General features: G+C 72.2%; 12 protein-coding genes and 1 pseudogene. 4 read left to right on the top strand and 9 right to left on the bottom strand.

Annotated elements, in window-relative coordinates:
• Positions 1 to 38: 38 nt before the first annotated feature.
• The 6 genes from H4687_RS17980 to H4687_RS17955 form a co-directional block, all read right to left on the bottom strand.
• On the bottom strand, positions 39 to 896 hold the full coding sequence (locus H4687_RS17980; protein ID WP_046913330.1) for a siderophore-interacting protein: 858 nt from the start codon (positions 894 to 896) through the stop codon (positions 39 to 41).
• A 249-nt stretch (positions 897 to 1,145) separates the two neighbouring features.
• Positions 1,146 to 2,198 carry an ABC transporter substrate-binding protein gene (locus H4687_RS17975; protein ID WP_046913329.1) on the bottom strand — a complete coding sequence of 351 codons (1,053 nt, stop codon included), beginning with the start codon at positions 2,196 to 2,198 and terminating at the stop codon, positions 1,146 to 1,148.
• 367 nt (positions 2,199 to 2,565) lie between these two features.
• Positions 2,566 to 3,726 carry an acyl-CoA dehydrogenase family protein gene (locus tag H4687_RS17970; protein ID WP_046913337.1) on the bottom strand — a complete coding sequence of 387 codons (1,161 nt, stop codon included), beginning with the start codon at positions 3,724 to 3,726 and terminating at the stop codon, positions 2,566 to 2,568.
• Between the two features lie 5 nt (positions 3,727 to 3,731).
• Positions 3,732 to 4,682: a hydroxymethylglutaryl-CoA lyase gene (locus H4687_RS17965; protein ID WP_046913328.1), complete on the bottom strand. Its 951-nt coding sequence runs from the start codon at positions 4,680 to 4,682 to the stop codon at positions 3,732 to 3,734.
• Positions 4,679 to 6,718, bottom strand: a complete 2,040-nt coding sequence (locus tag H4687_RS17960; protein ID WP_046913327.1) for an acetyl/propionyl/methylcrotonyl-CoA carboxylase subunit alpha — start codon at positions 6,716 to 6,718, stop codon at positions 4,679 to 4,681. Before H4687_RS17960 ends, H4687_RS17965 begins: the two co-directional genes overlap by 4 nt.
• A gap of 19 nt (positions 6,719 to 6,737) precedes the next feature.
• On the bottom strand, positions 6,738 to 8,354 hold the full coding sequence (locus H4687_RS17955; RefSeq protein ID WP_046913326.1) for a carboxyl transferase domain-containing protein: 1,617 nt from the start codon (positions 8,352 to 8,354) through the stop codon (positions 6,738 to 6,740).
• A gap of 96 nt (positions 8,355 to 8,450) precedes the next feature.
• On the opposite strand from H4687_RS17955, the gene H4687_RS17950 reads away from it, so the two are divergent.
• From H4687_RS17950 to H4687_RS17940, 3 genes are all read left to right on the top strand, one after another.
• Positions 8,451 to 9,047 carry an SACE_7040 family transcriptional regulator gene (locus H4687_RS17950; protein ID WP_005486483.1) on the top strand — a complete coding sequence of 199 codons (597 nt, stop codon included), beginning with the start codon at positions 8,451 to 8,453 and terminating at the stop codon, positions 9,045 to 9,047.
• Positions 9,048 to 9,220: 173 nt separating this feature from the next.
• Entirely contained in the window at positions 9,221 to 10,378 is a 1,158-nt protein-coding gene (locus H4687_RS17945; protein WP_046913336.1) for an acyl-CoA dehydrogenase family protein, read from the top strand.
• 35 nt (positions 10,379 to 10,413) lie between these two features.
• Positions 10,414 to 11,313 carry an acyl-CoA thioesterase gene (locus H4687_RS17940; protein ID WP_005486477.1) on the top strand — a complete coding sequence of 300 codons (900 nt, stop codon included), beginning with the start codon at positions 10,414 to 10,416 and terminating at the stop codon, positions 11,311 to 11,313.
• On the opposite strand, the gene H4687_RS17935 is transcribed toward H4687_RS17940, so the two are convergent.
• Positions 11,300 to 12,094 (bottom strand): phosphatase, encoded by a 795-nt coding sequence (locus H4687_RS17935; protein ID WP_046913325.1) that lies wholly within the window; start codon positions 12,092 to 12,094, stop codon positions 11,300 to 11,302. The genes H4687_RS17940 and H4687_RS17935 overlap by 14 nt on opposite strands.
• A gap of 61 nt (positions 12,095 to 12,155) precedes the next feature.
• Complete coding sequence (locus H4687_RS17930) at positions 12,156 to 12,704, bottom strand: AAA family ATPase (protein WP_046913324.1); 549 nt, start codon at positions 12,702 to 12,704, stop codon at positions 12,156 to 12,158.
• On the opposite strand from H4687_RS17930, the pseudogene H4687_RS17925 reads away from it, so the two are divergent.
• Positions 12,703 to 12,960: pseudogene (locus tag H4687_RS17925) on the top strand (SDR family NAD(P)-dependent oxidoreductase); the annotation flags it as partial. The gene H4687_RS17930 and the pseudogene H4687_RS17925 sit on opposite strands and share 2 nt — an antisense overlap.
• A 239-nt stretch (positions 12,961 to 13,199) precedes the next feature.
• On the opposite strand, the gene H4687_RS17920 reads toward H4687_RS17925, so the two are convergent.
• Positions 13,200 to 14,828: a PucR family transcriptional regulator gene (locus H4687_RS17920; protein ID WP_192781686.1), complete on the bottom strand. Its 1,629-nt coding sequence runs from the start codon at positions 14,826 to 14,828 to the stop codon at positions 13,200 to 13,202.
• Positions 14,829 to 14,961: the final 133 nt, after the last annotated feature.

Raw genomic sequence — 14,961 nt, 5'->3', positions numbered from 1 at the left:
CTTCACCCACTCCGGCTTCGGCGTCCGCGCGAGCCTGACTACGCGCCGCGTTCCCGCAGTTGCTCCTCCGTCAGACCCTCACGCCAGTACCCGACGAAGGTGACGCGCCGCTTGTCGATCCCGCGCTCCCGCACGAGATGACGGCGCAACTCCTTCACCCGGCCGGACTCGCCTGCGATCCAGGCGTACGTCGACTGGCCGGCAGGGAACCGCGCGGCACGGACGGTGTCGAGGGCGGCCGGCGCCCCTTCGCTCCGCACGAGCCAGGTGATCTCGGCGTCGGCCTCGGTGGCCAGGTCCTGGATGTCCCCCGCGTGGTGGACCTCCAGCCAGACCCGGGCCGGCGTACCGGCCGGCAGCGACTCCAGGATCGCCGAGGCGGCGGGCAGCGCGGTGTCGTCGCCCCAGATCAGCACCAGGTCGGTGTCGGCCGGCGGACGGAAACGGATCGCGCGGTTGTCGGCGATCGCGGGCCCGAGCAGCACGACCCGGTGGCCGGTGGCGGCCTCGGACGCCCACCGCGAGGCGGGCCCGGCGGGCACGGCGGCCCCCGGCTCGACCCCGTGCAGCACGAAGTCGATGTCGATCTCGACGGTGTCGCCGTGGGCGTCGGAGCGCAGCCCCCGCAGCGTGTACGAGCGCATCACCGCCCGCACGTCGTCCGGCAGTTCCCGCCACGCCTGCCACCAGCCGTCGCCCAACTCGTAGGGCACGGCCGGGGCTTCCTGCCCCGGGTGCGGCAGGAAGAGGGAGAGCGACTGATCCTTGCCGTCGGAGAGGAAGAACCTGAGGTCGTCCCCCGCGAACGAGACACGCACGAGAGACGGCCCCAGCCGCTCCGTCCGCACGACCTGGAGGGAGAAGAAACGGAAGGGAGCGGCTACGGCCGTCGTCATGGGGGCTCCTGGATAGGGGGCGGGAGCGTGTGCGCGGGAGGGCTGGCCCGGGAGACTCGGGGGTGCGGGTTCGTCGGTGGGTGCGGGTGCGGGTGCGGGTGCGCGTGCGGGTCCGGTGGGGGCTGGTCGCGCAGTTCCCCGCGCCCCTGAAAAGCAGGGGCTGCGCCCCGTGCTTCTTCAGCGGCCCGCAGGGGCCGTTGCTTTCACGAGCGACCCCGACGCACGCGCAGCTCACCCACGGTCTCGGCCCTAACCGACCTTCTTCGCCTTCTCGATCGCCTCGGCCAGCTCCTCCAGCAGCGGCGCGCACTTGTCGTAGGACAGGATCGGCTCGGGGTTTCGCCCGATGACCTGACCGGCCTTCACCGCGGGAAGCTTCTTCCAGGTCGCCTTCTCGATGGCGTCCGGCTGGATGGCCGAGGTGCGGTTGTCCATGATGATGAGGTCCGCGTCGTACTTGTCGACGTTCTCCCAGCTGAGGTTCTCGAACCAGCCGCCGCTGGCCTTCAGCGCGGCGGCGCTCGGCTCGACGAAGTTCACGCCGAGGGCCTTGAAGTACTCCAGGTCGATGGAGAGGTTGGAGCCGGAGACGTAGAAGATGTCCTGGCTGGCGGAGCCCGCGAGCACCTTGATGCCGGGGTTGGCCTTGGTGGCCGCGCGCAGCCGGGCCGCCGCGTCCTCGAACCGCTTCTTGGCGGCGGTGATCTTCTGCGACCCCGTGTCCGCGCCGAGCGACTTGGCCAGCTCCAGCATGCGCTGCAGGGGCTCGGTCATCTGGCGGTCGTAGACGGAGATGCCGACGCTCGGCGCGAGCCCCGCGATCTTGTCCTTGGAGGTCTCGGGCACGTACCAGAGGGTGCCGGCGTCGTCGAAGATCGTGGTGATGAGGACGTCGGGCGCCAGGGCGGCGTACTTCTCGACGTTGAACTCGTCCCAGACGTTGCCGAGGACGGTGACCTTGCCGATGTCGAGGTCGCCGGCCTGGACGTCGGCCTTGCCGTCGGCCGTTCTGGTGGGCCCGAAGACGCCCTTGACGCCGATGCCGTAGTCGTGGAGCGCGGCGGCGACACCCACGAAGGCGACGATGTTCGCCGGGACCTTGTCGGTCTTGGCGGTCACGCCGCGGTCGTCCTTGAACGACCAGGGGCCGGACGTGGCGGCAGCCGTCTCCTTGCCGGAGCCAGTGCCGCCGCTCGTCGACTTCTCGTCCCCGCAGGCGGCGAGCGCGGCGCCGAGACCGAGGGCGCCACCGGCGGCGAGGACGCCACGGCGGGTGAGGTGAGCGGCTCTGGCGTTGGACATGTGTATGGCTACTTTCGAACGGGGCGGCGGGCCGCCCGAGGGCGAGTTCGAAGGTAGGTTAGCCTAACCTCACTGCTTGTCCAGCGAGGGGTTCCAGGAAGTGGAGTTCCCGCGTCCAGCTCCACCTCAATCTTTGAATTACCTGTGAATCAAAGGTCGGTCGGGCTCGCGGGGTGTCATTGATCTTTCAAGTGCTGGGTTGTGTCGCTGATGCGCAGGGCTTCGTCCGTGGTTGGACGGCCTCTCGTAGCGGACGAAAGGGAACCCGGCTCGCTGGCGGCGGGCCGGGTGGGGGGATGCCGGAGCAGCGCCGTCCCGGCGCGCTCCGACCATCATTCGAACACAAGCTGTCTGTCGGGGCTGTCCGTCAGCCGACGAGGCCCAACTCCCTGGCGATCAGCATGCGTTGCACCTCGCTGGTGCCCTCGCCGATCTCCAGGATCTTGGAGTCGCGCCACATACGGGCGACGGGGTACTCGTTCATGAAGCCGTACCCGCCGTGGATCTGGGTGGCGTCGCGGGCGTTGTCGACGGCGACGGTGGAGGAGTACAGCTTCGCCAGCGCCGCCTCCTTCTTGAAGGGTTCGCCGGCGACCAGGCGGTAGGCCGCGTCCCGCCAGGACAGGCGGGCCGTGTGGGCCTTCATCTCCATGTCGGCGATCTTGAACTGGATGGCCTGGTTGGCGCCGATCGGACGCCCGAACGCGTGCCGCTCCTTGGCGTACCGCACCGACTCGTCCACACAGCCCTGGGCGAGACCCGTGGCGAGCGCCGAGATGGCGATGCGGCCCTCGTCGAGGATGCGCAGGAACTGCGCGTAGCCGCGGCCGGCTTCGCCGAGGAGGTTCTCCGCCGGGACCCGGACGTCCGAGAAGGACAGCTCACGGGTGTCGGAGGCGTTCCAGCCGACCTTCGAGTAGGGGGCGGCCACCGTGAAGCCCGGGGTGCCGGACGGGACGATGATCGAGGAGATGAGGGGCTTGCCCTCCGGGGTGCGGCCGGTCACCGCCGTCACCGTGACCAGGGCCGTGATGTCCGTGCCCGAGTTGGTGATGAAGCACTTGCTGCCGTTGATGACCCATTCGTCTCTCGACTCGTCGAGGCGGGCCGTCGTCCGGGTCGCGCCCGCGTCCGAGCCGCCGTCGGGCTCGGTGAGACCGAACGCGCCCAGCGCCTCGCCGGAGCACAGACGCGGCAGCCACTCGGCCTTCTGGGCCGGTGTGCCGAAGAGATGGATCGGCATCGCGCCCAGGGAGACCCCGGCTTCGAGGGTGATGGCCACGGACGAGTCCACCCGGGCCAGCTCCTCCAGCGCGATGCCCAGCGCCAGGTAGTCGCCGCCCATGCCGCCGTACTCCTCGGGGAACGGCAGCCCGAACAGCCCCATGCGGCCCATCTCGCGCACGATCTCGTACGGGAACTCGTGCCGCTCGTAGAAGTCGCCGATCTTGGGCGCGACGACCTCGTGCGCGAACTCCTCGACCGTGCGGCGGAGTTCTTCCAGCTCGGGGGAGAGGCGGTGGTTCATGGACGTCACTGCTCCTTGCTGTCCTCGATGCCCTCGTCGTCCTCGTGGGACAGGGCTCGTACGGTGCGGGACGGGCTGGGTCGGCCCAGGTGTCCGGCCATCCACGCGCTCGTGGCGACGAGGCGGCCGAGGTCGACGCCCGTGTCGATGCCGAGGCCGCGCAGCATCCAGACGAGGTCTTCGGTGGCGAGGTTGCCGGTGGCGGACTTCGCGTACGGGCAGCCGCCCAGGCCGCCCGCGGAGGCGTCCACGGTGGTGACGCCGTGCCGCAGCGCCGCGTAGGTGTTGGCGAGCGCCTGGCCGTAGGTGTCGTGGAAGTGCACGCCCAGCTTCTCCACGGGGACGTCGAGTTCGCTCAGCAGCGCCCCCACGTGCCCCGGGGTCGCCACCCCGATCGTGTCGCCGAGGCTGAGTTCGTCGCAGCCCATGTCGAGCAGGGCGTGACAGACCCGGGTGACCTGCGGGATCGGGACGGCGCCCTCCCAGGGGTCGCCGAAGCACATCGACAGGTAGCCGCGGACGTGGACGCCGTCGGCCTTCGCCCGGCCGACGACCGGTTCGAACATCGCCAGCGCCTCGTCGACCGTGCGGTTGAGGTTGGCCTTGGCGAAGGACTCGGTGGCGCTGGCGAAGACGGCGACCCGGCGGGCGCCGAGGGCGAGGGCGCGGTCGAGGCCCCGCTCGTTCGGGACGAGGACCGGGAGGTCCACGGCCAGGTCGGCGACCTGCGGGAACAGCTGCTCCGCGTCGGCCAGTTGAGGCACCCAGCGGGGGTGGACGAAGCTGGTGGCCTCGATGGTCGTCAGCCCCGCGTCGGCCAGGCGGCGGACGAACTCCGCCTTGACCTCGGTGGGCACGGTCGACTTCTCGTTCTGCAGGCCGTCACGGGCGCCGACCTCGTGGATGCGGACCCGGGCCGGCAGACCGGGCTCGGGGACCGTCATGGGCAGGGTCACCGCGCCACCTCCTCGTGCTGCTGCTCCTGCTCCTCGTGCGGTGCGATCACGGCCAGCACCTGGTCCATGGCGACGGTCGCGCCCGGCGTCACGTCCAGCTCGGCGACCGTCCCGGCGTGCGGCGCGGAGACGACGTGCTCCATCTTCATCGCCTCCACCACCAGCAGGCTCTGACCCGCCATCACCTCGTCGCCCACCGCCACCTTCACGACGGTGACGGTGCCGGGCATGGGGGCGGTGAGCGAGTCGGCGCCCGCGTGGGCGGACCGGTTCAGCGACGTGGCCACCGGGTCGTGAGCGGACACCTGCCAGGCGTCTCCGTCGCGGCCCAGCCACTCGCCCGCGTGGTGGAAGGTGTGGGTGAGGCCGTCGAGAAGGAAGGTGAACCGGCCCGTGTCCCCGCCGGGCCGGGGCATGCCCCCGGACCCCCGCAGAGGCGTCTCGGCCCCGTCCGGCAGTACCTCCGTCCCGCCGTCCGCTGTGCCGCGCACCCGTACGGTCACCGGGTCGTGGCCCGGCAGCCGCAGGTGGTGGGCCGTCCAGGCCGGTTCGCCGCCCAGCCGCCAGCCGACCGCCGTGTCGAACGGATCGGTCCAGCCGGTGCCGTCGACGCGGGCCGGGGTCAGAGCCGCCTGGCGCAGCAGCGCCGCCGCCGCGTGGACCTCGACCGGCACCTCCCGCGGGACCAGTCGCTCGACCTCGCGCTCCACCAGCCCGGTGTCCAGCTCGCCCGCCACCACCGCCGGATGGGCCAGCAGCCGCCGCAGGAAGCCGGCGTTCGTCTGCACGCCCAGGGTGACCGTCTCCGCGAGCGCCGCGCGGAGTCTGCGCAGGGCGGTGGGCCGGTCGGGGCCGTAGGCGATGACCTTGGAGAGCATCGGGTCGTAGAGCGAGCCGACCTCCGTGCCCTCGGTGAGACCGGAGTCGGTGCGCACACCGGCGCCCTGGGGCTCGCGCAACCGCAGGATCGTGCCGCCGGAGGGGAGGAAGCCCCGGGACGGGTCCTCGGCGCAGACACGGGCCTCGACCGCGTGCCCGGTGAGCGTGACGTCCTCCTGCCCGAAGGCCAGCCGCTCGCCCGCCGCGACCCGCAGCTGCCACTCCACCAGGTCGACGCCCGTGACCAGCTCGGTCACCGGGTGCTCGACCTGGAGGCGGGTGTTCATCTCCATGAAGTAGTACGAGGAGGGGTCGCCCCCGGGGACGATGAACTCGACCGTGCCCGCGCCGGAGTAGCCGCAGGAGCGGGCCGCCTGCACGGCCGCCTCGCCCATCGCGGCACGGGTGGCCTCGTCGAGCAGGACGCTGGGCGCCTCCTCGATGATCTTCTGGTGGCGGCGCTGGAGGGAGCACTCGCGCTCCCCGAGGTGGACGACGCCGCCGTGGCCGTCGGCGAGGACCTGGATCTCGATGTGCCGGGGGCGGTCGATCCACCGCTCCACCAGGAGGGTGTCGTCGCCGAAGGAGGCGCGGGCCTCGCGGCGGGCGGCGGCGATCTCCTCGGCCAGCAGCCCGGCCTCCCGCACCAGCCGCATGCCCTTGCCGCCGCCGCCCGCGCTGGGCTTGAGCAGGACCGGCATGCCGATCTCCCGGGCGGCCTCGGCGAGTTGGGCGTCGGTCAGGCCGCTGCCGCTCGAACCGGGCACGACCGGGACCCCAGCCGCCCGGACCGTCTCCTTGGCGCGGATCTTGTCGCCCATCAGGGAGATGGCGTCGGCGGGCGGGCCGATGAAGACCAGGCCGGCCTCCGCGCACGCCCGCGCGAAGGCGGCGTTCTCCGCGAGGAAGCCGTACCCGGGGTGGACGGCCTGGGCGCCGGTGCGGGCGGCGGCCTTCAGCAGCCGCTCCACCGACAGATAGCTCTCCGACGAAGGCGCCGGACCGATCCGTACCGCCGTGTCGGCCTCCCGCACGTGCCGGGCGTCGGCGTCCGCGTCGGAGAAGACCGCGACCGAGCGGACGCCGAGGGCGCGCAGGGTGCGGATGACGCGGACGGCGATCTCGCCCCGGTTGGCCACGAGGACCGTGTCGAACATGCTCACCTTGAGAGCCCCCTCACATCCGGAAGACGCCGAACTGGGGGTCGCCCAGCGGCGCGTTGGCACAGGCGGTCAGGGCGAGGCCCAGGACCTGACGGGTCTCCAGCGGGTCGATCACGCCGTCGTCCCAGAGGCGGGCGGTGGCGTAGTAGGCGCTGCCCTGGCGCTCGTACTGGCCGCGGATCGGGTCCTTGAAGGACTCCTCGTCCTCGGCGGACCAGGAGTCCCCGCGTGCCTCCATCTGGTCCCGCTTCACGGTCGCGAGGACGGAGGCTGCCTGTTCGCCGCCCATCACCGAGATCTTGGCGCCGGGCCACATCCACAGGAAGCGCGGTGAGTACGCCCGGCCGCACATCGAGTAGTTGCCCGCGCCGTAGGAGCCGCCGATCACGACCGTCAGCTTGGGGACGCGGGTGCAGGCCACGGCCGTCACCATCTTGGCGCCGTGCTTGGCGATGCCACCCGCCTCGTAGTCCCGGCCGACCATGAAGCCCGAGATGTTCTGCAGGAAGACGAGCGGGATGCCGCGCTGGTCGCACAGCTCGATGAAGTGGGCGCCCTTCTGGGCGGACTCGGAGAAGAGGATGCCGTTGTTGGCGACGATCCCGACCGGGTGCCCGTGGATCCGGGCGAAGCCGGTGACGAGGGTCTGCCCGAACTCCGCCTTGAACTCGGCGAACCGCGAACTGTCGACCACGCGCGCGATGACCTCACGCACGTCGTACGGAGTGCGGGAGTCCACCGGCACCGCGCCGTACAGCGTGTACGGGTCGACCTTGGGTTCGACGGCCGGCTCGACCGACCAGGGCAGCGGGCCCCGGGCGGGGAGGGTGGAGACGATGGTCCGCACGATGCGCAGGGCGTGGGCGTCGCTCTCGGCGAGATGGTCGGTGACGCCGGAGATCCGGGAGTGGACCTCGCCGCCGCCCAGCTCCTCGGCGGTGACGACCTCGCCGGTGGCGGCCTTCACCAGCGGGGGACCGCCGAGGAAGATCGTCCCCTGGCCCCGGACGATGACGGCCTCGTCGCTCATGGCGGGGACGTACGCGCCGCCCGCCGTGCAGGAGCCGAGGACGGCGGCGATCTGCGGGATGCCCGCGCCCGACATCCGCGCCTGGTTGTAGAAGATGCGGCCGAAGTGCTCGCGGTCGGGGAAGACCTCGTCCTGCATCGGCAGGAAGGCGCCGCCGGAGTCCACCAGGTAGAGGCAGGGCAGACGGTTCTCCAGGGCCACCTCCTGGGCCCGCAGGTGCTTCTTCACCGTCATCGGGTAGTACGTGCCGCCCTTGACGGTGGCGTCGTTGGCGACGACCACGCACTCGCGGCCGGAGACCCGGCCGATGCCCGCGATGACACCCGCGGCCGGCGCCTGGCCGTCGTACAGCCCGTCGGCGGCCAGCGGGGCCAGCTCCAGGAAGGGCGAGCCGGGGTCGAGGAGGGTGTCCACCCGGTCGCGCGGCAGCAGCTTGCCGCGCGCGGTGTGCCGGGCGCGCGCCTTCTCGCCGCCGCCGAGCCGTGCCGCGGCCAGCTTGGCCCGCAGCTCCTCGCCCAGCGCGCGGTGCGCGGCCTCGTTGGCCCGATACGCCTCGGCCGCGGGATCTGCCGCGGTCGTCAGCTCCGGTGCCTGGTCCATCGTGCGGTCCCCTCACCCAGTGGATTCCTGTTAATGAGCGTTAACGCGTTTCCCTCAGGTTAACGACCGCTAACCTCCCTGTCTAGAATTGGCTCCATGGCCACGAGAACCGACGCGCCCACCCGTCGCGAGCAGATCCTCAAGGAAGCCGCCCGCCTCTTCGCCGAGCGTGGTTTCCACGGTGTCGGCGTCGACGAGATAGGGGCGGCCGTCGGCATCAGCGGGCCGGGCCTGTACCGGCACTTCGCGGGCAAGGACGCGATGCTCGCGGAGCTGCTGGTGGGGATCAGCGGGCAGTTGTTGACCGGGGCGAAGCGGAGGGTGGCCGAGGCCGACGGGGTGCCCGGGGCGGAGGTCCTGGACTCGCTCATCGAGGGGCACATCGACTTCGCCCTCGACGACCGTCCCCTCATCACCCTGCACGACCGCGAGCTGGACCGCCTCCGCGACAGCGACCGCAAGCTCGTACGGCAGCTGCAGCGGCAGTACGTCGAGCTGTGGGTCGGGGTGCTGCGGGAGGTGTACCCCGGGCTGGCCGAACCGGCCGCGCGCTCCGCCGTCCACTCGGTGTTCGGCCTGCTGAACTCCACCCCGCACCTGGGCCGGGCGGGGTCGCTGCCGGGCCGCGCGGCCATGGCGGAACTGCTGCACCGGATGGCCCGGGGGGCCTTCGGGGCGGCTGCGTCCGGCTGAGCGGGGGGCCGGTGGTCCCCGCGGTCCGGCAAAAGCGTGACGAGCGTTACGGGGGCGACCGTCTGGACGCGTGTCCCTACCCGCCGGTACCTTTTGATCTGAGCAAGCGCTTAGCCGTGCGAGGCGGTGGGCGCTTGAGCACATCCGAAGGTACTCAGGTGGAGGTGGCGGCGGTGCGTCGTACGGTGTTCAACGAGGATCACGAGGCGTTCCGGGAGACCCTGCGTGCCTTCATCGAGGCCGAGGTCGTGCCCGAGTACGACGAGTGGCTGGCCGCCGGGCAGGCGCCGCGCGAGTTCTACTACAAGCTCGCCGACCTGGGCGTCTTCGGTATCCGGGTGGACGAGGAGTACGGCGGCGCCGGCATCGACTCGTACAAGTTCGAGGCCATCCTGTACGAGGAGACCGCCCGCGCGGGCATCACCTTCGGCGGCTCCGGCGTGCACGTGCTGCTCGGCCTGCCGTACGTCAAGCTGCTCGCCACCGACGAGCAGAAGAAGCGCTACCTCCCGAAGTTCGTCTCCGGCGAGGAGATGTGGGCGATCGCGATGACCGAGCCGGGCACCGGCTCCGACCTCGCGGGCATGAAGACCACCGCCAAGCTGAGCGAGGACGGCACGCACTACGTCCTCAACGGCTCCAAGACCTTCATCACCGGCGGCGTCCACGCCGACCAGATGATCGTCTGCGCCCGCACCGCCGCGCCCAGCGCCGAGGACCGCCGGCACGGCATATCCCTGCTCGTGGTGGACACCAAGTCCGAGGGCTACTCGATCGGCCGCAAGCTGGACAAGCTCGGCCTGAAGACCTCCGACACCGCCGAGCTGGCGTTCGTCGACGTCAAGGTGCCCGTCGAGAACCTCCTCGGCGAGGAGAACAAGGGCTTCTCCTACCTCGGCCACAACCTCGCCTCCGAGCGCTGGGGCATCGCCTACGGCGCCTACGCGCAGGCCAAGGCCGCCGTCCGGTTCGCCAAGCAGTACGTGCAGGAGCGCACCGTCTTCGGCAAGCCCGTCGCGCACTTCCAGAACACCAAGTTCGAGCTGGCCGCCTGCCAGGCCGAGGTGGACGCGGCCGAGGCCGTCGCCGACCGCGCCACGGAGGCCCTCGACGCCGGTGAGCTGACGCCCGCCGAGGCCGCCAGCGCCAAGCTGTTCTGCACCGAGGTCGCCCACCGCGTCATCGACCGCTGCCTCCAGCTGCACGGCGGCTACGGCTTCATGAACGAGTACCCGATCGCCCGCCTGTACGCGGACAACCGCGTCAACCGCATCTACGGCGGCACCAGCGAGATCATGAAGACGATCATCGCCAAGGACATGGGTCTGTAAGGCCCCGGAAAAACCGGCTCTGTACAACTGACCCCATGAGTCAGGAACCACTGCAGTCCCTCCTCGATCTGCTCGACCTGGAGCAGATCGAGGAGAACATCTTCCGCGGCCGGTCCCGGCCCGCCATCGTCCCGAGGGTCTTCGGCGGGCAGGTCGCGGCCCAGGCGCTCGTCGCCGCCGGACGGACGGTCCCCGCCGACCGGCTCCCGCACTCCCTCCACGCGTACTTCCTGCGCATCGGGGACGCCGGCGCGCCGATCGTGTACACCGTGGAGCGCATGAACGACGGCCGCTCCTTCACCGCGCGCCGCGTCGTCGCCGTCCAGCACGGACAGCCGATCTTCGCCCTCTCCGCGTCCTTCCAGCGGTACGAGGACGGCCTCGACCACCAGGCCCCGATGCCGGCCGCGCCCGACCCGGAGTCCCTGCCCACCGCCGAGCAGCGGCTCCCCGCGTACGACCTCGAACCGGCCGTCGTGGAGAAGATGCTGGAGGCCCGGGCCGCCGTCGACCTGCGCTACGTCGACGACCCGCCCTACGGCCGCTACGGCGAGCCCCGTGAACCGCGCTCCCAGGTCTGGTTCCGCGCCAACGGCAAGCTCGACGACGACCCCCTCCTGCACGTCGTCCTCGCCACCTACGTCTCCGACATGACGCTTCTGGACTCCATCCTGCTCGCGCACGGGCGCGGCGGCTGGGCCGTCGGCGACGTCGTCGGCGCCTCGCTCGACCACGCCATGTGGTTCCACCGGCCCTTCCGCGCCGACGAATGGCTCCTGTACGACCAGGAGTCACCGTCGGCGTCGGCCGGCCGGGGCCTCGGCCAGGGCCGCATCTACACGCAGGACGGGCGGCTCGCGATCTCCGTGATCCAGGAGGGTGTCGTACGCGTGCCGCGGGAACGGCCGGGGGCGCCGGGGGCTACGCCTCGCTGAGCCCCGCCTGCTGGAGCAGGTACGCCGACATCGGGTCGTAGTGGCGGGGGCTGACCACATGGTCGTCGAGCGGGACCACGGCCTGGAGGGTGCCCTCGGACTCGCCGAGGAAGAGGGCGGGGTCGTTGGAGTCCGCGTAGCCGACGGAGTCGACGCCGAGCTGGCCCGCGCAGCCCGCCCAGCCGTGGTCGGCGACGACCAGGTCGGGCAGCGGGCGGCCGGCGCCCTCCAGGCCCCGCAGGATCGCGCGCATCGGCTCGGGGGAGTGGGTGTGCCAGAGCGTGGCGCCGTGTTCGAGGACGGCCACGTCCGCGAACTGCATGACGTACCCCTCCTCCGTCTGCAGGCCGTCCGGGATGACGACGATCTCGCAGCCGGCGGCGCGCAGCGCCCGCGCGGTCTCGTGGTGCACCTGGAGCAGTCCGCCGGGGTGGCCGGTGGCGAACAGCACGCGCTGACCGCCTTCCGCCGCCTTGCGCAGCCGGGCCGCCATGCGCTCCAGCGCGTCGACGGTCAGGTCCGGGTCGATGGTGTCCTGGCCGTAGCGGTACCCCGGGTCGTCGTTCACGCCGACGCGCTCCGCCATCACGGCCAGCACGTCCTGCTCGTCGCTCCAGCGGTCCCCCAGCTCCAGGCCGAGCCAGTAGTGGCGGTTGCCGTTGGCCAGTTCGCGGTAGTGGGAGAGGTTGTTCTCGCGCGGCGTGGCGACGTCGCCCGCGATACGCGTCCGTACAAGGTGTTCGACTAGCTCGGCGCGGCTGGGGGTCCCGGATATCGGCATGGCTCCATTGTGAGGCAGACGACTGCGGGAGTCGCGGGCGTCCCGCCCGCTGCGACCTGCGTCACTCCGCTCGGCGCGCGGAGACGACCGCGTGGATCGCGGCGATCCGCCCGGCGAGGTCGCCGGCGGGCACCTCGACGAGTTCGTGGCCGAACGCGCGGTAGGTGTCCTCGTGGATCCGCTCGAACTCCAGCGACTGCCGGAAACCGATGCGGCGTGCGGCGGTGGGCTCGCAGAAACCCAGGTTGCGGACGAAGAACACCTGCCGCTGGTAGACGCCTTGGCCGGTGACCCGCTCGACCTCGGCGGTCAGCGCCGGGGACGGCGGGCGCCCCTGATAGGTGGCGAGCGCGAGCGTGCACAGCGGTGAACGGTCGTACACCTGGACGTCGTCGGCGGTCGAGGCCGCCAACTGCCGCTGTTTCTGCAGCTCCACGATCTCGTCGACGAACCACTCCCGGGTCCACGGCTCGTCCTCGCCGCGCGCCTGCGCCCGGGCGATGACCTCGGTGGCCGCCTCCTCGACCACCGTGTGACCGAGCGCGGCGAGCCCCCGCAGGAGGGTCGTCTTGCCCGCCCCGGGGGTGCCGGTGAGCACGTATCTGCGCATGCCGCCAAGACTAGGTCTCGCAGGAGTGGGTCGGGAGCGCGCGCTGTGCGAACCGCGGCGCTGTCGGGAGGACCGCGGCGTGGTACGGACAGGCGTCGGCGCGGTCCGGCTTTCCGGTCCCGAACATGGCGTCTACGCGGCGGCCAAGGCGTTCGTGCCGGACTTCACCGAGGCCCTGTGGCAGGAATCCCGCGGCACCGGGCTGCGCGTGCTCGCGCTGTCCCCCGGCGCGACCGACACCGAGTTCGTCGACGTCATCGGCGAGGATGACGCGGACGGCGGTGCCGGACGCCAGTCCCCGCGGGAGGTCGTGGAGACGGCACTGCGGACGCTGGACCGCCGCCCCTCGACGCCGAGTGTCGTCTCCGGGCGCCTCGACCGTGTGATGGTGGGCCTGGGCAGGGGGTTGAGCAGACGACGCGCGGTGCTGCTCATGGGTCCACGACCGCCGCCCACCAGGGTTGAGACCGGTCGGCCGCAGGGGCGGCGCGTAGGTCAGCCCTGGCGCAGTGCGAACCACAACTCCATGCGGACGTCCGGGTCGTCGAGGTCCGTGTCCAGCAACGTGGCGCAGCGGGCGATGCGTTGGCGGACCGTGTTGCGGTGGACGGTCAACGCTACGGCCGTGCGGTCCCAACTGCCGTGCAGGGAGAGCCAGGTGCGCAGGGTCTCGACGAGGGCGGCGCCGCCCGGCGCGGCGGTGAGCGGGGCCAGCAGGGCAAGGGCGTGGGCGGTCGCGTCCTCCGTCGGCACGAGCTGGGCCAGTGTCGTCGGCCGCCCGTGCCGGACCAGCGCCGTCCGGGTCGCCCTGGCGCGGGCCAGCGCACGGGCGGCCTGCACGTCGGCGGTCGGCCACGCGTGCGGCTCGGCGGCGGCGCTCACCCCGCACGTCCAGCCGGGCTGCTCGGGGATGTCGCGGTCGGCGGGGACGAGGACGCGTACGTCGTCGCCGTGGACGTCGACCAGCGCGGAGCCCAGAGCCGCGCCGAGGGCCGCCGCGGCGAGGGCCTCCGGCGGGGGGGCGCCCTCGGCGGGCCGGGCGTGGACGACGTGCCAGTGGGTTCCCGTGCCCAGCAGGGGAGCGACCTCCTGCGGCTCGGCGCCGAGCAGGAGCCGCACCAGCGCCGAGGTGCGGGCCGCGCCGGTGCCGCTCTGGCGTTCACCGGTGAGGAGGGAGAGCAGGACGGCGGCGACCGAGGCGATGGTGTGGTCGCCGGGGGTGCGGTGAGGGGAGGCCACGCCGAGGGTGAAGTCGTGGCCGGCGCCCAGCGCGTAGGTGGCGAGGTGGACGCCGTCGACCGTGTCGGTGCCGGAGGTGGGGGCGGAGGTGCGCGGGGAGAGGGTGGGCGATGGGGGCGTGTCGGCGGGCGCGGGTGCGTGGTGGCTGGTCGCGCCCGCGCGGCGGAGCCGCACATGACTCGGCCCCGCGCCCCTGACGCCGGGGCGGACCACGGTGGCCAGTGCCGCCAGGCCACGGTGGACCGCTTCGCCGTACTCGCCTCCGTACGACGCCAGTTCCGTGCCCTCCGGGCCGTACAGGACCGCTCGGCCGGAGAGGCGCCGGGCCAGTTGCCGCAGGACCGCGCGGGCCGGGTCCGGGCGGGACGCCGCCGCCGCCAGGCCCTGCTGTGCCTCCGCCACCCGGCGGAGTTCCGCGTGCCTGGCCCGGGCCATCAGCTGCCACACCGCGCGGGCGACGCCGGAGAAGGTGGTGCCCGGCGGGACCTCGATCAGGGGCAGGCCGTGGGCGTCGCAGGCGGCCACCAGGGCACCGGGGACGCTGTCGTGGACCGGGGCGACGCCGAAGCCGAGCGCCGCGCCGCCCGCCGCGACGACGCGCGCGACGTAGGCGTCGAGGTAGCCGCCGAAGGGGTCGGCGACGGAGGTGCCCGAGCCCGCCGTCTCCGGGATGTGGACGCCGGCCGTCAGCAGCAGCTCGCCGCCGAGCAGATACGGGTACGGGTCCGGCATCTCCGAGGTGTGCGCCCCGTGGATCGCCGTACCCGTGTCCACCGGGCCGGCGATCTGCCGCAGCCCCAGGTCGCCATGGGCCAGCAGCGCCGAGAGGGGCACGGGCGGGGTGGGCGGGACAGCGGGGGCGGTGGGTGAGGTCGGGTCCGGCACGGTGTGCGTTCCTTACATCCAGATCGGCTCGAATGGATGAAACGTACACTTCGCAGTCGCTCGTCGGCCACCTAGTGTCGGTGCCGCCACCGGCCCGGTGGCAGAGTCGTACCGAGTGGGACATACGCGGCAC

This window comes from Streptomyces stelliscabiei (assembly GCF_014873495.1).
In the GTDB taxonomy this organism is placed as follows: Bacteria; Actinomycetota; Actinomycetes; order Streptomycetales; family Streptomycetaceae; genus Streptomyces; species Streptomyces bottropensis.
This window is presented reverse-complemented; position numbering and strand designations above follow the sequence as displayed.